The organism is Neobacillus sp. GCM10023253, from assembly GCF_042653105.1.
Taxonomy (GTDB): Bacteria; Bacillota; Bacilli; order Bacillales; family Cytobacillaceae; genus Neobacillus; species Neobacillus citreus.
Window position 1 is genome coordinate 47,797 of sequence record NZ_JBHSHV010000007.1, and the last position, 17,690, is coordinate 65,486.

Consider the following 17,690-nt stretch of genomic DNA (forward strand, 5'->3'; position numbering starts at 1 on the left):
AAGGCCAAAAAGAACCAAACAGGCTCTCTTATGCCAGGCTATGAACGGACAGATTTTCAAGAGCATCCTTCACGGCATTGGTAAATCCGGCAGCAGTTACACCATCAATAAACCGATGATCATAAGCAATCGACAGCTTCATCATCGGGGCTACCACAATTTCGTCAAACTCATTTACGACAGGGGTTTTTTGGATGCTGCCAGCAAAGATAATCGTTGATTGTGGAGCATTGATAATCGGTGTACCTGTTTCGATACCAAGGCTGCCCAAATTCGAAACGGTAATCGTTCCGTTTGCATAATCATCAAATGTTAACTGATTATTATTGGCTTTTTCAGATAGGGCTTTAATTTCTTTCGAGATTTCTGATACTGATTTGCTGTCAGCATTTTTCACTACCGGCACCACTAATCCTTGCCCACTGTTGACGGCAACGGAAATGTTCACATCATCAAACACAACAATTTTATTTCCCTCTAATCTACTATTTACGATGGAATACTCTCGTACCACATTCGCAACAGCCTTTACAATTACATCGTTAATCGAAACACCCCCTAATTCCTTCTTCGCCTTTACTACTTGGGCCATATTGACACTGACGATTTGGGTAAATTGTGGGATGTTTCTCCAGCTGTTTAACATGTTTTCAGACATAGATATTTTCACATGGTTCAAAGGAATCGTTTCTTTGATTCTGAGTACAGCAGTTGTTTCCGTAACGGCAGCAGCATTTTGGACATCCTTTTCAGTAATGAGACCATCTTTTCCAGTTCCAATCACCGTAGCAAGGTCAATCCCTAACTGTTTGGCAAGCTGTCGTGCTTTCGGTGCGGCTTTGCCGCCTCCGCCTACCTTCCCTGCTGCTTCTTGTTTCTCAGCCACTGCCTCAACTGCTGCAGCAACCTGCACTGTTGCTTCTTCCGCAGATTTTTCTTCCAAATATCGGGAAAGGTTAATCTCTTCATCTTCTTCGGCAAGAATGGCGATAACCGTATTAACAGGCACCTCTTGTCCCTCTGGAATGATAATCTTACGCAGGACGCCTGAATTCATGGCTTCAATTTCCACTGTGGCTTTTTCTGTTTCCATTTCAAAAAGGTAATCACCTTTCTCGACAAAATCACCTTCTTCCAATAACCAATTTGCTACCGTTCCAGCCTGCATCGTGACACCGAGACGGGGCATTTTAACTTCATTCATCCACATTACCTCCTTTTAATAGTATGTAAGAATCGCCGAATACATCCCGAATAGATGTATTCGGCGACATCGACTAGTATTCTAGCAATTCTTTAACCACTTCAATAATTTGATTTTCGCTAGGTCGGTAGAATTGCTCCAAATAGATACTTTGGGCTATCGGAACATCCGGGCTGCCAATTCGCTTGATCGGAGCATGAAGATCGAACAAGGCCTCTTCCGCAATTTGTGCAGCAATTTCGGCACCGCAGCCGCCTGTTTTTGGTTCTTCATGGACAATCAGCACTCTTCCTGTTTTCCGTACAGACGCTAGAATCGTATCCATGTCTAATGGCGCAAGTGTTCGCGGGTCAACCACTTCCGCCTCAATTCCGTCTTTCGCCAAGGTATTCGCGGCATTCAAGGCTGTGTGTACCTGCAGGGCGGTAGCAATAATCGTTACATCCGTTCCCTCACGTTTTACATCAGCCTTTCCGAGTGGAATTAAGTATTCCTCCTCAGGAACTTCTCCTTTCATTCCATAAAGAAGCTTATGTTCGAAGAAAAGTACCGCATTATTGTCACGAATTGCGGTTTTTAATAAGCCCTTGGCATCTGCCGGAGTGGATGGAATCGCAATGTGAATGCCAGGAGCGTGCATAAACAATGCCTGCGGGCTTTGCGAATGTTCCGGACCGGCACCTCCGGCAATCCCAACCGGTAACCTTAATGTGACAGGCACTTCCATCTGACCGCCATGCATATAGCGCCATTTACCAAGTTTATTAAACACTTCATCGAAAGCTATTCCGACAAAGTCACCGAACTGTAATTCAGGTATTGGCCGCAGCCCCGTTATGGCCATCCCCAAGGCCGCACCTACAATCGTAGTTTCCGCGATAGGTGTGTCAAACACGCGCTGGCCGCCGAATTTTTCGTACAAACCCTTCGTTATGGCATTAATCCCGCCAAATTTACCAACATCTTCTCCAAATAAAACGGTACTTGGATCGCGCTCCATTTCCTCTACTAAGGCTTCAATAATCGCTTCGCGCATGGTAATTGTTTTTACTTTTACAACTGTACCCATCGTTATCCCTCCTTAAGCATATAGGCCTTCAAAAATTCGATTTGGTTCCGGCAGCGGCGCTTCTTCTGCTACTTTAATAGCGGTAAGAATTTCATATTCCACCTGTTCATCAACAATCAATAAATCGTTCTCTGTACAATATTGATTTTCCAGCAATTTTTTCTTTAAGTTCTTAATCGGATCACGGTTTTCTTTCCAGTCATTTAAGACTGCCTTGTCAACATAATCATAGGCATCGCCTTCGAAGTGGCCCCGGTGGCGGAAGGTTTGGGCCTCAATGAAAGTAGGACCTTCACCGCGTTTGGCTCTTTCAACCGCTTCCTTCACCACTTCCTGCATTAATAGAACATCGTTGCCATCGACTACGTAGCTTGGTATTCCATAACCCCAAGCCCAATCTGCTAAATGCTCCCTGACTGAATGTGTTTCTTCAAAAGTAGAAGAAATAGCATAGCCGTTATTCTCGCAGATATAGACGACTGGAAGCTTATACAGCCCTGCCCAGTTAAGGGAACCGTGCAATGGTTCACGAGATGCTGCTCCATCACCAAAATAGCAAACCGAAACCTGGTCAGTGCCTCTTAATTTAGCGGAATAGGCTGTTCCAACAACAATATTAAACTGAGAACCAATCGTTCCACATTGGCCCAACACGCCCCTAGAAGGATCGGCGCTATGTACAATCCCTGCGCCCAATCCTCTAGTGGTTCCCTCTACCGTCCCCAAGAAGTCCCCGTAAATTTTAGAGAGAGGTACGCCTTTAGCAATTTTTTGGTTGCAGCCCCGGTGATTGTAGAAGATATAATCTTCATCACGGAGGATATCAGTGATAGAACCCACTGAGACACTTTCTGAACCGATACCGGAATGATAGAACCCGGACACTTTCCCTTCATGCATTAAACGAATCAGATGTTCATCAAATTTCCTGATTTTCACCATTTCTCTGTAAAACTTAATTAAATCCTCTTTCCGGTATTCACTGAGCTTAATTTCCTTTTGATAGATTTCAGCCAAAGTACTCACTCCTTTGATTTTTATAATTTAACGTAGTAAACCTACGGTAAATACTTATTTACTGTGCCGCGATGCCGCCATCGACTGGCATAATCAGTCCGGTAATATAGCTGGATTCATCGGAGGCCAGAAATAGAGCGGCGTAGGCTATCTCTTCCGGTTTCCCTACTCTTCGAAGCGGATTGCTTGTAAATGCCTTTGAAAATGCCTCATTTTTCAACACATCCGCGATCATCGGCGTGTCAATCGCTCCCGGACAAATACAATTGACGCGGATATTGTATTTACCATAATCAACAGCCATCACACGTGTAAGTGCCACGACACCGCCTTTTGCGGCGGAATAGGCATCAGCACCCGGCACGCCGACAATCCCATTTAATGAGGAATTGTTGATAATACTTCCATAGTTTTGCTTCTGCATAATGGGCAGAACATGCTTAGACAACAAATAAACACCGTTCAAATTGATGGAGAGAATATCATTCCAATCTCTTTGCGGTGTTTCAATCAGCGATGCCATTTTATATTTTGAACGGGAAGAAAATCCTACCCCTGCATTATTAAAGACGATATCGATTCGGCCATAACGGTCCATGACTTCCTCGACAAGAGCGATGATGTTATCCTCGTTGGATACATCTGTTTGAAAAAATAATGACTCTTGCCCTTCAAAATTGATTTCATCCTCCACACTTTTTCCGTTCTGTTCATTCCACTCAGCAATAATCACCTTGGCACCTTCTGCTGCGAATAATTTCGCTGCTGCTTTCCCTTGACCGCTACCTGCACCTGTTATAATAGCTACCTTATCTTTTAATCTCATATTCTGCTCCTTTTTTGAAAATTAGAATTCAATCATGACCTTCACGGATTGATACGGGTCCATTTGGGTCTCAAATGCTTCTTTGGCATGCTGAATGGGGAAAGTATGGCTAATTAAATGGCGGGTCTTAACTTTCCCTTCCTTTAATAACGAAATCGATGATAGGAAATTCCCGCCTAGCGCCCCAATAATCCTTGGCATTTTATGAACGATCTTGGTTGTATCGATTTGCGCTTTTTTCTCAGGTAGGCCGACAAAGGCAATCGTGCCGCCGCTTCGGACAATATCAAACGATTGTTCCACAGCAGACGGGGCACCGGCTGCATCGACAACGATATCCGCCATTGCTCCTTCATTAAAATGGTAGGGGCCAACGCCGGTTATGTCTTTGAGCCTCTCGATAACATTTTCCTTGGCTGCATTGATAACCAGATCAGCCCCGGACTGGATGGCAGCCTGCAGGCGAAGCTCGGAAACCTCCGTGACAATGGCTTTTTCAACGGAAGATGCTTTGAGCACCTGCATGACTGTGTTTCCGATTAAGCCAGCGCCCATCACAACCACTTGATCGCCAGCTTTTGGCTGGCAAAGCTCCACTGTGTAGGCCGAGACAGAAACCGGTTCTATCGTGGCGGCGGTTATATCGTCAATTTCATCAGGGAGGTGATGGAAACTTATCCCGGCAATGGCGTTTGGTATTCTGACATATTCGGCAAAAGCACCTTGCTGACCATAACCAGTAGAGTTTTTAAACAAATCGGGACATAGGGTGTATTGATGGTTTTTACACCAATAGCAGGTGCCGCACACACCGGCATAAAAACCTGTTCCTCGTTCTCTCACCTGGATTCCATGGACATTTTTCCCGACCTTTACGACCTCACCGGAAAATTCATGGCCCATAATCTGCCCTTTGTTGATATATAATCCAGTGCCGTAGCTATGGACATCTGAGCCGCAAATTCCACAATATTTCACCTTTAGCAGGATATCGTTTGGACCAATTTCCGGTAGGGGTACATTTTCGACACGTAAATCGCGCGGGCCGTAATAGACAGCAGCCTTCATCGTACTGTTCATCTAGATTTACCACCTTAAAAATAAAATTTGCTAATCAGTTTTTTTACAAAAGAAGACAGCAGGAATGGCGCGAGCATATACTTTTGTTGAATTCATATGGACGATTTAAAAGATTTATTTCGTTCATCGAAATATTTTCTTAAATCACCGCGTTTATGGTTTCCCATCCCGTTTCTCGCCTCTTCAGTAGAGTGGCTTAACAAATGGGAGGCAAAGTGCATTTTCATGGAATTGGTGTAGCCCATATTATCAAGGGTATTGTTAATCGACTCTTTGACGAGTGAAACCGCCATTGACGGCATGAGGGCCACTTTTTTGGCCATTTCATAGACTGCTGAATCCAGCTCCTCTCTAGGAACCACTTGATTGATCATCCCAAGACGGAACGCTTCAGGAGCAGTTAAACTATCACCAGTAAACAAAAGTTCTTTTGCTTTTTTCTCGCCAACAACCCATGGCAAGATCATCACTTCTTGACTATTGGCACCCATTCTGACAACCGGGTCATTAAACACGGCATCCTCGGAAGCTATGACAATGTCAGCCATTAATGCCAGTACCAAGCCCGCTGCGATACAGTAACTATGAACTTGAGAGATTAAGGGCTTGCGAATATTCCGCAAATACATAATTTCATCAAAGTAATATTTTCTCTCCCATATAATCCGTTCTTCGGAAGTACTCGGATATTGTTCTTCGACTGATAAATCATGTCCGGCAGAAAAACAAGGACCTTCGCCATTAAAGATAATCACGCGAATGTCATCATTATTCTCGGCACGGCGGAAGGCGTCCCCCATCTCCAGAATCATCTTTTTATTAATGGCATTTCGTTTTTGCGGACGGTTCATGGTCACCCAAGCAATTCCTTCTCCAGGCGATTCTTTATATATAATCGTTTCATAAGCCACAACCTGCACCTCCATTTCATATTAAAATCCAAGATAAATTTTTCTGACACGATCATCATTTAATAAATCGGCTGATTGTCCTTCGAGACCAATCTTACCTGTTTCGAGGATGTAGGCACGGTCTGAAATCTTTAATGCGGCATTGGCATTTTGTTCCACTAATAGGATGGTGGAGCCTTCTTCGTTCATCCTTTTAATCATCTTGAAAATTTCGGCAACAATGATGGGGGCTATGCCTAACGATGGTTCATCAAACAAAAACAACTTAGGCTTTGCCATAATCGCCCTGCCTATTGCCAGCATTTGCTGTTCCCCGCCGCTCATCGTTCCCGCCATTTGCTGGCTTCGTTCCTTCAGCCGGGGAAATAGGTCAAAAATGTGTTCTAAATCCTTTTTGATAGCAGCCTGTGAATCCTTGCGGCGGAAGGCACCCATCTGCAGGTTTTCATAGACAGACATGTCAGGGAAAACATGCCGTCCTTCCGGAACATGCCCAATTCCCATCTCCACAATTTTATGGGAGGTCATCTGATGGATCGGCTCTCCCATAAAAGTAATCGACCCTCCAGAAGCCCTTTTAATACCGGAAATGGTTCGTAATAACGTGGTCTTCCCCGCACCATTTGAGCCAATGAGGGTCACGATTTCGCCCTCATTGACCTCCAGCGAGACATCATGGATGACCTGTACTTTATCATAATGGACTTGAAGATTCTCGATTTTAAGCAAGTGCCTCACTCCCTAAATAGGCTTCAATCACACGAGGATTCTCCTGGATTTCCTGTGGTGTTCCTTCTGCAATTTTCTTGCCGTACTCCAATACGACGATTTTGTCGCACAAGCCCATGACGGCTTTCATATCGTGTTCAATCAAAATAATGGTCACACCTAATTTGGTCCGGATTTCTCTCAGTAAATGCACCAATTGCTTCGTTTCCTCCGGATTCATCCCGGCAGCAGGTTCATCGAGGAGAAACAGCTTTGGTTCTGTTGCCAATGCAATACCAATGGCGAGCCTGGTTTGATAGCCCAGACTCAAGTTTTCAGCAGTGGTATCTTTATATTCGCTGACACCGACGAACTCCATAATCTCGAATGCCTTTTGTTCCAGCTGGCGCTTCGTTCTTGATGGGTCTTTTCTCTTCATAACGTACTGTCCAGTTGTGATATTTTCATAGACGGACAATTTTGGAAAAACCTGCGTATGCTGAAAGGTTCTTGTTAAGCCCAATTCAGTAATTTGAAAAGGATTTAAGCCTGTTATCTTCTTTCCTTCAAAATAGACTTCTCCTTGTGAAGGCGGGAAAAAGCAGGTGATACAGTTAAAAAGCGTACTCTTTCCGGCCCCGTTTGGACCGATAATCCCCAAAATTTCCCCTTGCTCAACCGTAAACGAAACATTGTCAAGTGCCACTAACCCTTTAAAAAATCGGCTAATTCCTTTCACTTCCAGCAATGGCTGCCTCCTCCTTTCCTGTCGACAGAAGATTTTTTTCGCTATGGTGTTTCTTTTTCCGGAATAAACTCTTAAGGAGACCAAGAATACCGTCACGCATAAACATAATCGTTAAAACAAGCAATCCTCCGTAAATTACCATCCGCCATTCCGATACACTACGTAACAGCTCAGGCAGAAAGATAAGGAAGGTTGTGCCTAAAATCGGTCCGATGATGGTTCCCATCCCCCCGATAATGACCATCAGAAGTATACTGACAGACTCTGAAACGGTAAAGGAATACGGGGATATATAGGAGTTATAGGATGCATAAAGACTGCCCGCAAATCCAGCGAGCGCGGCACTTAACGTAAAAGCAAAAATCTTCACTTTCCAAGTATTAATCCCGACAAACAACGCAAAGTTTTCATTTTCGCGGATGGCGATCATGGCTTTACCCGTTCTCGAGCCAATTAACAGCTTCACAAACAAAACTACCAAAACCGCACTGATTAATATTAAGTAATAAAAGTGTTCACGCAGGGCAAAATCAAGCCCGAGAATATTAGTTGGAAACGGAATGTTATAAATACCATTTGGTCCGCCGGTTAAATCCCGCCAATTATAGATGGTTAAGCGGATAATCTCGCCAAAGCCCAAGGTAACGATGGCAAAAAAGTGGGTTTTAAAGCGCAGTACCGGAAGCCCAATTATAAACCCCAACACCCCCGCAACGATTGCTGCAATGGGGAAGGAAGCCCAAAACGAAAAGCCTGCTGAAGTTGTCAAGATGGCACTTGTGTAAGCGCCAACTGCAAACAAACCAACATGGGCAAACGAGAGCTGTCCGGTATACCCGACCATCAGGTTAAGGCTGGCAGTTAAGATGACCCAAATACCAATTTGATTGAGAATATGGATTAAATACGAGTCTAATAGGAACGGCAAGACGGAGAGAACAACCAAGACCGCGATAATCGTTCCCATCTTCATTCGATTATTGATCATCTCTTCGCCCCCCCAAACAAGCCATTAGGTTTTAGTAAAAGAACCAAAATTAACAGAATATATCCAACTAAATCTTGGTAGGAAGCAGCCCAGAATAAAGAGGTAAACGTTTCGGCGTACCCCATAACGAAGGCACCGACAATCGCCCCCACGACACTCCCCATACCGCCAAGAATGACAATAATAAAAGCTTTCAAGCCAGGCCCTAACCCCATCGTCGGGTCAACGACATAAAGAGAACCAATTAATCCGCCCGCCATCGCCGCCATACCGGCACTAATCGCAAACACCAGGCCGTATGTAAGGTTTATGTTGACCCCCATCAGGGCCGATGCATCCTGATCCTGTGATGTTGCCCTTAGTGACCTTCCAAACTTCGTAAATTTAATGACCCAAAATAGAACCGCCACTAATAATGCCGTCAGCAACAACACCATTAAACGATGGGTGGAAATAGAAGCACCGATGAATGTAAAACTCTTATCAGAGAAAGGCGTCGGGATGCTTCTCATTCCTGTCCCTGCAATCTTCAAAACTAGATTGCTAATAAAGATGGATAACCCAATGGAAGCTAATAAGGTATTTAACATAGCCGTATTTCTGAGCGGCCGGAAAATATAGCGCTCAATCAAAAACCCAAGACCGCCGACAATCAACATGGCCGCAAGAATCGCTACAAAGAAGTTAATCTGATAGACACCAACCATAATAAACGTAGTAAAAGCACCCAGCATATACAATTCGCCATGTGCAAGGTTAATAACATGCATAATGCCAAATACAAGGGTAAAACCAATCGCCATTAATCCATAAATGCTGCCACTCACTAGTCCATCCAATATAGATTGAATTATTTGATCTCCCATGATTACCCCCCTTTTAGAAATAGAGGCAGAGACCATGATCTCTGCCCCCTATATAATTATTTCGGTAGCGGTTCGTTGACTGTTTGGTAAATCACTTTACCGTCTTTGATGATAGCTCGGTTTCCTACTAGGCTGTTTTCACCCTTTTCATTGAAGCTGTATGTTCCAATAAGTCCCTTATACTTTGCATCACGGATTGCTTTGTTAATTTTTTCCTTATCTGACACAGTACCCGCTCTCTGCATCGCATCGACAATAAAGTGGATGCCATCATAACCCGAATAGTTGAAGGAGTTTGCTTTGTAACTATTGGATTTAGCAAATAGCTCTTGGAATTTTGTGATTTCAGGTGTTATCGCGCCGGCACGGCTTAAGGTAACCAAGCCGTCTACGGCATCTGGAGCCAATTTAATCAATTCTTCCGGAATACTTCCGCCTGACTCCATGATTTTCACATCAGGCATTACTTCATGCAGTTGCTTTAATAACGGAACTGCTAATTCGGTTTCGGCAGCTAGCACAACACCGTCAGGATTTTTTGCTTTGACTTTATTTAACATGGTCATAAATTCTTTTTGTTCCGGCGCAAACTTTTCCGTTGCAACAATTTTAAGACCTTTTTCTTCCATTGCAGGTGGGTATAGCTTTCCATATGATTGACCCCAGGCATCATCAACATAGATAAAAGCAATATTTTTCATTCCCATGTCTTTCATCGTTTTTGTACCGGCTTCCACATAGTTTTTGTTTGCCGGTGCTGCTTGTGAGAAGAAGCTGGCTCCCTGGGCTGTTAAGATATCACTAGCGGCAACAAAAGTGATAAGAGGTGTCTTAGCACGTTGGGCAATTGGAATCATGGCGGCTGTCTCGGAACTAATCGAGGTTCCAAGAATGACAGGCACTTTGTCCTGATTAATCAATTTTTCTGTTGCAGCTGTTGCCGATTCAGCTCTTCCCTCGGAGTCATATTGAACGATTTTCACTTTATAGGTTTTGTCGCCAACCTTAAAACCGCCGTTGTCATTGATTTCTTTCTCAGCTGCTTTATGTCCGTCCAATACCCACGTTCCGGTTTGCGCAATTGGTCCGGAGGTAGCCAGCACAACACCAATTTCTACAGTTCCTTCAGAACCGCCCGATTTTCCGGAAGTCTCTTCTGATCCTTTACTGCACCCTGCCAAAGCAGCAAAAACGGAAAGTACGAAAATAATTAGGCCCAACTTTACTTTTTTCATAAACAACACGCCCTCCTAGGGTTAAAATTGGATTGGTATAGACCTATACTCCTCGAGAAAAATAGAATTTTCAGTTATTTTTTGCGTTGCTTACAATTCAAGCCTTTTCGCAATGATGCTTTTCATAATCTCGTTGGTTCCTGCATATATGGAGGTGGCCTGGATGTCACGGAATCTTCTGGCAATCTCGTATTCTTCCATATATCCATAGCCACCATGAAGCTGCATGCACTGGGTAGCGATTCTTTTGGCCAGATCAGTGACCCACCACTTCGCCATCGACACTTGTGTGACAACCTCCTTCTTCTCGATATGGTTGGCCACTAGGTCATCGACAAACACACGGGCAATCTGGATTTCCGTCGCCATTTCCGCCATTTTGAATTGGGTATTTTGGAATTGGCTGATAGATTTTCCGAATGCTGTCCTTTGTTTGACGTATTCCTTCGTTATTTCGAACATTCGTTCCGCAACAGCCACAGCCCCAACTGCTACGAGGAGCCTTTCCTGCTGCAGCTTTTCCATTAAATAATAGAAACCTTTCCCTTCCTCTCCCAATAGATTGGCCACAGGTATTTTTGCATCCTCAAAAACGAGCTCAGCCGTATCCGAACAATGCTGCCCTACTTTACTAAGCTGCTTGGCTTTAATAAAACCTGGGGTTTCTGCCTCAACTACCAACAGGCTGACACCTTTGTACGCAGGATCCGCTTTCGGATCTGTCTTGCATACAAGAACGACTAGATCAGCATGGATTCCGCTGGTAATAAACGTTTTGGCACCGTTTACAATATAGTAATCTCCTTCTCTTCTAGCCGTAGTTTTGATACCCGCAAGATCAGAGCCTGAGCCTGGTTCGGTCATCGCAATAGCGGTTATGAAATCCCCTGATAAACAGCCCGGAAGCCACTTTTCCTTTTGTTCTTCGTTACCAAAACTATTAATATAAGGAACGACAATATCATTATGGTTATTGATGCCAACCAAGCCGCTTCCAACCTTTTCTAGTTCTTCGTTTATGACAACGGAATATCCAAAGTCAGCATTCACACCGCCATATTTTTCATCAACCCATGGAGCGAGGAAGCCATTTTCCCCCATCTTCTTCCAGAAGGGCCGTGGAACCAACTTCTCATGTTCCCATTGTTCATAGAAAGGAATGGCTTGCTTTTCTAAAAACTTCCTTAGGGAACGTCTAAATATTTCGTGCTCTTCCTTGAGGAATGCCCTTGCCATCTGTTTTTACCTCCATCGTTTACGATTCTTGCTTTTGTATTGTAACCACAACTTTGCCGAAGTTTAACCCTTTTTCCATTCGGGTTTGCGCTTCCTGAATATCCGCAAAGGAATAAACAGAGTCAATGACCGGCTTTATTTTGTGTTCATCATAGAAGGAAAGCATCTTCTTAAATTCAGTTGGTGAACCCATTGTGGTCCCCAAAATATCGATTTGTTTTAAGAATAATTTTGGCATTACAAGCTGTGGAACAGGTCCGGCAGTGGCCCCAAAGGTAACAATCCGGCTACCGTGCTTTGCTATATTTAACAGCTTTGCAAAATTTTCACCGCCCACGCTGTCAATGATCAGATCAGCGCCCTCCGGCAGCCATTTTCTTAATTGCTTATCCCAATTTGGGTCTCTGTAATTGACTCCCCCGGTTGCTCCTAAAGTAATTGCTTTTTGGATTTTGTCTTCACTGCTGGAGGTAACAAACACCTTGGCACCCAAGGCAGATGCCATCTGCAGCAGGAATGTCGCGACACCACCTCCAATACCCGGAATTAAAACAGCTTCACCCTTTTGTACCTTGCCTTTAGTAAACAATGCACGATACGCAGTAAGCCCTCCTAATGGCAAGGCTGCAGCTTCTTCCCACGAGAGATATTCAGGTTTAGGATAAACATTTTCCCTTGGAACCTTGATATACTCAGCAAAAGTGCCATCTGTAGGGACTCCCACAATCGATAAGTTCTTTGTATAGATTCTTTCATCATTACCCCAATTTAATGCCGGATTGATGACCACCTTATTTCCGATCGCAAGGTCTTTCACCCCTTTGCCGACCGCAGCAATTTCACCCGCCCCATCCGCACCTGGAATAGATGGAAGACGTATTCCCGGATATTCGCCTTTTCGAATAAATATGTCACGGCGATTAAAAGCCGCTGCCCTAACACGGACTAAAACCTCATTCTCACTAGGACTGGGAATGTCAACATCTTCGATTCGATATTGCTCCGGTCCGCCAAGGTCTCTTAAAATAATGGTTTTCATATGTTCCTCCTTTACTCTTTCAATCTCTCATGCAAATTACTGCCCTTCAGTGGGGAATTGACTTGATCCATGTCCCCATCCACTCCACTCTCTTACACTTTTAAGTTATAATCTCTCAGCTTTGTTTTGAGAATTTTCCCCGAGCCATTTCTCGGCAGTTCCTCTAAAAATTCAACATAATGCGGCTTTTTATAGCGGGCCATCTTATCCGTGCAATAGTCAATCACCTGCTGCTCTGTAATGCTTTTCCCATTCCGCAGGACTATGTACGCCTTTACGGTTTCACCCCATTTTTCATCCGGGATTCCCACCACAGCCGCCTCAAGAATATCGGGATGAGTATATAACACCTCTTCAATTTCCTTTGGATAGATATTTTCGCCGCCGCTGATGATCATATCTTTCTTCCGATCAACAACGGTGATATATCCTTCATCATCCAGCTTTACCAAATCCCCGCTATGGAGCCAGCCGCCTTTTACCGCTTCCTCGGTAGCCTCAGGGTTCTTATAATACTCTTTCATCGTGGTTGGTCCGCGGTATACAATCTCACCTACCTCACCATGAGCGCAGTCATTCATGTTTTCATCTACTACTCTTACTTCTACATTGGAATATGGAAGGCCAACAGAGCCGGTTTTCTGAATCGAATCGCTTGCTTTTAAAGTGGATGTGCTCGCTGCCATTTCTGTATGCCCAAATGTATCGAAGACACCCGCGTTTGGAAAATGCTTCAATAGTTTTTTCTTCAGCTCAAGAGGTGTTGTGGCAGCACCGCAGCATATTTTTTGAATGCTTGTGACATTGTAATTTTTGAATGAAGGAAGTTCTAGGAGTATGTTCCACATCGATGGCACCATAAAAGAATATGTTACTTTTTCTTTTTCAAAGATTTGCAATAGATGTTCGGGGTTAAATTTACGTAGAAGAATGGTCGTTCCACCAACTAGCAATAGCATTGTCAAGGCAGATATGCCGCCTATATGAAACAAGGGGGTTGAAATGACTTGTACTTCGTCCTTTGTTAAACTGCACTCAAGGCACATATTGACGGAATTCATAAAGACATTTTTGTGAGTGAGGACAGCACCTTTTGGCTTTCCTGTTGTTCCTGAGGTATATACAAAAAGAAAGTCGTCATCGTCTTTCAAATCTTCCAAACTAGGAATAAAAGCGGTTTCAAAAATGTCATCATATGAAAAATAGGAATGGTGTTTACCTTCTTGCTGATCAACAATTATTACTTCTTCTAACAACGGGAGGTTGACTCTCATTTTTCCAATGATTTCAACAAAGTCTTGGTGTGCAATCAGCATTTTCGTATCGGAGTTTTGGAGGATATATTCAAATTCAAGCTGCTGAAGCCGGAAATTAACAGGAACAGCAACTGCACCAATTTTGCCTAAAGCTAATAAGCATTCAGTGATTTCGATGGAGTTGTACAACAAAAGCGCTACTTTGTCTCCCTTGTTAATTCCTTTTGACTGAAACCAGCCTGCTACTTGATTGACGCGTTTTAGCAGAGTAACATACGTAATCCTTCTGTTATCATCTACGATAGCGGTTTTATTTGGAAACCTGCGAGCTGATCGGTTGAGCATTTCATCGACCAATAACTGTTTTGCTCTGACATACTCCAGCATGTTTTCACTCCAATCTCAACTGAATTACTATTTACTTTTTGACCAATTGTTTACTTTTTTATTTTATTTCAAAGATTCAGAAAAATCAATATATAAATTTAATATTTTTCATAGGATAATTTTAAACCTATGAAAAACTATTCATAACATAAGACAATTTAACACTTTTTCCTACATTTTTAAATTTCAGGTTGATTTTTCAGAAAATTTAACATATATTTAAAAAAACATCAAAATAACTGATAGGTTTACTATAAAACTTCAAAAAGATAAGTAATAAGAATTAAAAGGAGGTTTTACATGGCTTCTCTTAGAGCACAAAAAATTGCCAAGAGGAAACAGGAAATCTTGCGATCTGCCGCTTCTGTTCTTGCTGAGAAAGGTTACCATGGGGCAACAATGGAAGAAATTGCGGCAAAACTTCTCTTAACAAAAGGTTCAATGTACAATTATTTTAAAAATAAGGATGACCTTCTGTATCATTGCCACCAAATGATTATGGAAATGAGTTTGAAAAGAATTGAGAAAGTCATAACTAGTGACTCGAATCCTATCGAGAAATTACAAAACGCGATTCGTGCCCATATTTTGCTCGTTACAAGTGAGAAATCAATGTTTATGATTATGGATAAACCAAACCAAAATTTCTCTAATGAAAAGTTGAACGACGTTTTAGAGCTTAGGAGAAATTATTCAAAATATTTTGATAGTATAATAAATGAAGGCATTGCCCAAAAGGTATTCGACCCTCTAGTGGATGTTAAAATGGTACGGCTGATCATTCTTGGAGCGCTAAATTGGATACAGCAATGGTATGTCCAAGACGGTTCAAAAACCGACGAAGAAATTGCAAGCGCTTTCGCGGAATATCTACTAAAGATAGTCATCAAAAAATAACCCGCTTTTTAAAGTAACGGGTTATTCTCCAAGTTTTAGTTTCCTTTCATTCTGCTTTTAAATTGATCATAGTCTGTTTTCACGTAATGGAAGGCCTTAGCGCTGCCGCCATGGTCTGGATGCGTTTCTATTAATAATTTTTTAAAACCGACCATGACTTCTTTTGGACCTGCTGTTTTGGATAGCCCCAGTTTTCGACGATAATCTTGCGGATTAGATGGTGGGCCGGATTGGGATTGAACCTTTTCATCCTCTCCTTTACCTTGTTTCGCGAGCTCTTCTTTTAGTCTTAACAATTCCTTACGAAGGTCAATATTTTCCTTTAACACTTTTCTAGTCTCCATTTGCAATTCCGATTTTTCGTGCTGAAGGCTGGCTATTTCTTTATTCAGCTTGTCCCGTTGCTGGATCATCGCTTTTAAAGACGTTTGATGAAGATCCTGTATCCCTTTGATTTGCTCATCCTGTGCTTTAAGTTTTACTTTTAGCTCACGAATCGTCAAATCGGAAGGCTTGTCTTCAAAAGCTGGCAATTTGGGCTGGGTAGATATGTAATCCTTGATTTGGTCCACATTCCCTAGTCTATGAATCTTCCCTTCATTATACCAGCGTTTGACTAGTTGAATACCGATATTTGCAGCAACACCTGCATCCTTTAATAGGTCAAATGCTTGATCCGTATCTTCCAGTATGTACTCTGTTTTGGAGAGCCTTTGCTTCCCTTCAAACCTGATTTTTCGCTCCCGCATCCACCGTCTAACCGTCTGAATACTAAGCTCATCCGGAACTCCAGCACTCTTTAACAACTCAAAAGCTTGATCAGTATTCACAAGAATCCTCCTCCAAAAACAACTGAGGTGACAGAAAATGACACAAATGGCCATATATTTTAATAGTTTCCTATTTAATATTAAAGGAGGAAAAAAAGAATGTGAATGGCTCAATAAGACTATTAAATGAGGCATGGGGACGGTTCTTATGCCTCACTCGGGAGAATGTACGAAGCAGGTTTTAAGGAGTTTCTTGGTTTGTGTTAGATTTTTGAGGAGAATTTACTTGTAGTTCCAATCTACATTTTTTATCACGTATATTTTTGCGGAACTGGTTCCGGGGAACATGAAAACTTCTACTTTTCAATAATCCTAAAATATAATATTCTTAGAATTGTCGGTATTAGGTAACGACTTGCAAAGATTAACCAAAGGAGCTCATAACATGATTAACGTTTTATTCGTCTGTCTGGGAAACATTTGCCGATCACCGATGGCTGAGGCTGTGTTTCGTGACTTACTGAAAAAAGAAAATCTGTCTAACAAAATTACTGTAGATTCCGCTGCAACAAGTTCATGGCATATCGGATCCCCACCCCATAAAGGAACCTTGGGAATCTTAAAGAAATATAACATTTCCTCGGAGGGCCTTGTCGGACGTCAATTAACAAAAGACGACTTTGAAAAATTCGACTACATCATCGGCATGGATGAAAGCAACACAAGAAACATTTACGAAATTACAGGAAAGCCAAAACATCCAAAAATCATCCGTCTTCTCGACCTAACTGAACACAAAAAAGATGTTCCGGATCCTTACTATACAGGTGATTTCCAAGAAACCTACCAGCTTGTAACAGAAGGATGCCGGGCGTTACTTGAGAAAATCCTTGCGGAAAAGTGAAGCGTGGGGACGGTTCTTATGCCTCACTTGAAGAAAATTGAGGCAAGAGAACCGTCCCCATGCATCATTTTAAGATTTCATCAACCATGGTTCTCATTGAGTAAACTACGGTTTTTTTGTACTTTACAGCCAAGATAAGGACTCTGATTTGTTGGGAGCGGGTTAGTTGCTTGAAACGAGGTTCTTTTTTTAGAAAGGAGCGGACAATCGACCAGCTTTTTGGCGTGAAAGGAAAATCATCTAGGGGCTGCTTTTTAAGCAAGCGATGAAACCACGATTTAATATCAGAGGAAGTACTTTTGTCTACAATACACGGCGCGTAAATACTTTTTGTATGTTTCTTAAGGCTTTCGAATCGCTCCTGGCCGCTGACAATGATATAACTGCCATCTGTTCTGCTTTTTCTGACAACCAGAACAAACATGCAATCCCACATAAATCTTTGCAGCCTCTTCATGTGCTCCGTCATCTTCGCCGAAAAGTCCGGCTTGATTTTATCAAGCGGAATATATTGAACCGTAAATTTCATCATCATCCCCTCCTGTTTAA

Annotated in this window: 18 protein-coding genes; 2 read left to right on the plus strand and 16 right to left on the minus strand. The window is 42.7% G+C overall.

All coding sequences use genetic code 11. From position 1 onward, the window contains the following. Nucleotides 1-28 precede the first annotated feature (28 nt). The 14 genes from ACFPA1_RS10325 to menE all read right to left on the minus strand — a co-directional run bounded on the left by ACFPA1_RS10325 (nt 29) and on the right by menE (nt 14,570). A complete protein-coding gene (locus ACFPA1_RS10325) occupies nt 29-1,204 on the minus strand; it encodes a dihydrolipoamide acetyltransferase family protein (protein ID WP_378582586.1) in 1,176 nt (391 codons plus the stop codon). Nucleotides 1,205-1,277: 73 nt separating this feature from the next. Continuing rightward, nucleotides 1,278-2,273 carry an alpha-ketoacid dehydrogenase subunit beta gene (locus tag ACFPA1_RS10330; protein ID WP_378582588.1) on the minus strand — a complete coding sequence of 332 codons (996 nt, stop codon included), beginning with the start codon at nt 2,271-2,273 and terminating at the stop codon, nt 1,278-1,280. 12 nt (nt 2,274-2,285) lie between these two features. Beyond that, the gene (locus ACFPA1_RS10335; RefSeq protein ID WP_378582589.1) at nt 2,286-3,290 is read right to left on the minus strand and encodes a thiamine pyrophosphate-dependent dehydrogenase E1 component subunit alpha; all 1,005 of its coding nucleotides are present in this window, start codon (nt 3,288-3,290) and stop codon (nt 2,286-2,288) included. 58 nt (nt 3,291-3,348) lie between these two features. After that, nucleotides 3,349-4,116 (minus strand): SDR family NAD(P)-dependent oxidoreductase, encoded by a 768-nt coding sequence (locus ACFPA1_RS10340; RefSeq protein WP_378582592.1) that lies wholly within the window; start codon nt 4,114-4,116, stop codon nt 3,349-3,351. Between the two features lie 21 nt (nt 4,117-4,137). Then, nucleotides 4,138-5,196, minus strand: a complete 1,059-nt coding sequence (locus ACFPA1_RS10345) for a zinc-dependent alcohol dehydrogenase (protein WP_378582593.1) — start codon at nt 5,194-5,196, stop codon at nt 4,138-4,140. Between the two features lie 92 nt (nt 5,197-5,288). Further along, entirely contained in the window at nt 5,289-6,107 is an 819-nt protein-coding gene (locus ACFPA1_RS10350) for an enoyl-CoA hydratase (protein WP_378582596.1), read from the minus strand. Nucleotides 6,108-6,128: 21 nt separating this feature from the next. Continuing rightward, nucleotides 6,129-6,836 (minus strand): ABC transporter ATP-binding protein, encoded by a 708-nt coding sequence (locus tag ACFPA1_RS10355; protein WP_378582598.1) that lies wholly within the window; start codon nt 6,834-6,836, stop codon nt 6,129-6,131. Continuing rightward, nucleotides 6,829-7,554: an ABC transporter ATP-binding protein gene (locus tag ACFPA1_RS10360; protein WP_378582643.1), complete on the minus strand. Its 726-nt coding sequence runs from the start codon at nt 7,552-7,554 to the stop codon at nt 6,829-6,831. Before ACFPA1_RS10360 ends, ACFPA1_RS10355 begins: the two co-directional genes overlap by 8 nt. Further along, nucleotides 7,541-8,551, minus strand: a complete 1,011-nt coding sequence (locus tag ACFPA1_RS10365; protein ID WP_378582601.1) for a branched-chain amino acid ABC transporter permease — start codon at nt 8,549-8,551, stop codon at nt 7,541-7,543. The genes ACFPA1_RS10360 and ACFPA1_RS10365 overlap by 14 nt, the downstream gene beginning before the upstream one ends. Beyond that, the gene (locus ACFPA1_RS10370) at nt 8,548-9,417 is read right to left on the minus strand and encodes a branched-chain amino acid ABC transporter permease (protein ID WP_378582604.1); all 870 of its coding nucleotides are present in this window, start codon (nt 9,415-9,417) and stop codon (nt 8,548-8,550) included. Before ACFPA1_RS10370 ends, ACFPA1_RS10365 begins: the two co-directional genes overlap by 4 nt. A gap of 56 nt (nt 9,418-9,473) precedes the next feature. Continuing rightward, nucleotides 9,474-10,652, minus strand: coding sequence for an ABC transporter substrate-binding protein (locus ACFPA1_RS10375; RefSeq protein ID WP_378582605.1), 1,179 nt, complete (start codon nt 10,650-10,652; stop codon nt 9,474-9,476). 90 nt (nt 10,653-10,742) lie between these two features. Beyond that, nucleotides 10,743-11,888, minus strand: a complete 1,146-nt coding sequence (locus tag ACFPA1_RS10380) for an acyl-CoA dehydrogenase family protein (protein ID WP_378582608.1) — start codon at nt 11,886-11,888, stop codon at nt 10,743-10,745. 19 nt (nt 11,889-11,907) lie between these two features. Then, nucleotides 11,908-12,927: a zinc-binding dehydrogenase gene (locus ACFPA1_RS10385; protein ID WP_378582609.1), complete on the minus strand. Its 1,020-nt coding sequence runs from the start codon at nt 12,925-12,927 to the stop codon at nt 11,908-11,910. Between the two features lie 92 nt (nt 12,928-13,019). Next, complete coding sequence (menE, locus tag ACFPA1_RS10390) at nt 13,020-14,570, minus strand: o-succinylbenzoate--CoA ligase (RefSeq protein WP_378582611.1); 1,551 nt, start codon at nt 14,568-14,570, stop codon at nt 13,020-13,022. Nucleotides 14,571-14,870: 300 nt separating this feature from the next. Here menE and ACFPA1_RS10395 point away from each other — a divergent pair, with 300 nt between their 5' ends. Further along, a complete protein-coding gene (locus ACFPA1_RS10395) occupies nt 14,871-15,467 on the plus strand; it encodes a TetR/AcrR family transcriptional regulator (RefSeq protein WP_378582612.1) in 597 nt (198 codons plus the stop codon). Nucleotides 15,468-15,502: 35 nt separating this feature from the next. Here the strand turns inward: ACFPA1_RS10395 and ACFPA1_RS10400 are convergent, their stop codons facing one another. Beyond that, nucleotides 15,503-16,297 (minus strand): hypothetical protein, encoded by a 795-nt coding sequence (locus ACFPA1_RS10400; RefSeq protein WP_378582615.1) that lies wholly within the window; start codon nt 16,295-16,297, stop codon nt 15,503-15,505. 385 nt (nt 16,298-16,682) lie between these two features. Between ACFPA1_RS10400 and ACFPA1_RS10405 the strand changes: the two genes are divergently transcribed. Next, a complete protein-coding gene (locus ACFPA1_RS10405; RefSeq protein WP_378582618.1) occupies nt 16,683-17,141 on the plus strand; it encodes a low molecular weight protein-tyrosine-phosphatase in 459 nt (152 codons plus the stop codon). Between the two features lie 64 nt (nt 17,142-17,205). On the opposite strand, the gene ACFPA1_RS10410 is transcribed toward ACFPA1_RS10405, so the two are convergent. Next, nucleotides 17,206-17,670, minus strand: coding sequence for a hypothetical protein (locus ACFPA1_RS10410; RefSeq protein ID WP_378582621.1), 465 nt, complete (start codon nt 17,668-17,670; stop codon nt 17,206-17,208). Nucleotides 17,671-17,690: the final 20 nt, after the last annotated feature.

What these genes read in the sequence shown, in the direction of transcription:
- ACFPA1_RS10325 (WP_378582586.1), bottom strand. Translation starts at nt 1,204, where the DNA reads ATGAATGAAGTTAAAATGCCCCGTCTCGGTGTCACGATGCAGGCTGGA.
- ACFPA1_RS10330 (WP_378582588.1), bottom strand. Translation starts at nt 2,273, where the DNA reads ATGGGTACAGTTGTAAAAGTAAAAACAATTACCATGCGCGAAGCGATT.
- ACFPA1_RS10340 (WP_378582592.1), bottom strand. Translation starts at nt 4,116, where the DNA reads ATGAGATTAAAAGATAAGGTAGCTATTATAACAGGTGCAGGTAGCGGT.
- ACFPA1_RS10345 (WP_378582593.1), bottom strand. Translation starts at nt 5,196, where the DNA reads ATGAACAGTACGATGAAGGCTGCTGTCTATTACGGCCCGCGCGATTTA.
- ACFPA1_RS10365 (WP_378582601.1), bottom strand. Translation starts at nt 8,551, where the DNA reads ATGATCAATAATCGAATGAAGATGGGAACGATTATCGCGGTCTTGGTT.
- ACFPA1_RS10370 (WP_378582604.1), bottom strand. Translation starts at nt 9,417, where the DNA reads ATGGGAGATCAAATAATTCAATCTATATTGGATGGACTAGTGAGTGGC.
- ACFPA1_RS10375 (WP_378582605.1), bottom strand. Translation starts at nt 10,652, where the DNA reads ATGAAAAAAGTAAAGTTGGGCCTAATTATTTTCGTACTTTCCGTTTTT.
- ACFPA1_RS10380 (WP_378582608.1), bottom strand. Translation starts at nt 11,888, where the DNA reads ATGGCAAGGGCATTCCTCAAGGAAGAGCACGAAATATTTAGACGTTCC.
- ACFPA1_RS10385 (WP_378582609.1), bottom strand. Translation starts at nt 12,927, where the DNA reads ATGAAAACCATTATTTTAAGAGACCTTGGCGGACCGGAGCAATATCGA.
- menE (WP_378582611.1), bottom strand. Translation starts at nt 14,570, where the DNA reads ATGCTGGAGTATGTCAGAGCAAAACAGTTATTGGTCGATGAAATGCTC.
- ACFPA1_RS10395 (WP_378582612.1), top strand. Translation starts at nt 14,871, where the DNA reads ATGGCTTCTCTTAGAGCACAAAAAATTGCCAAGAGGAAACAGGAAATC.
- ACFPA1_RS10405 (WP_378582618.1), top strand. Translation starts at nt 16,683, where the DNA reads ATGATTAACGTTTTATTCGTCTGTCTGGGAAACATTTGCCGATCACCG.
- ACFPA1_RS10410 (WP_378582621.1), bottom strand. Translation starts at nt 17,670, where the DNA reads ATGAAATTTACGGTTCAATATATTCCGCTTGATAAAATCAAGCCGGAC.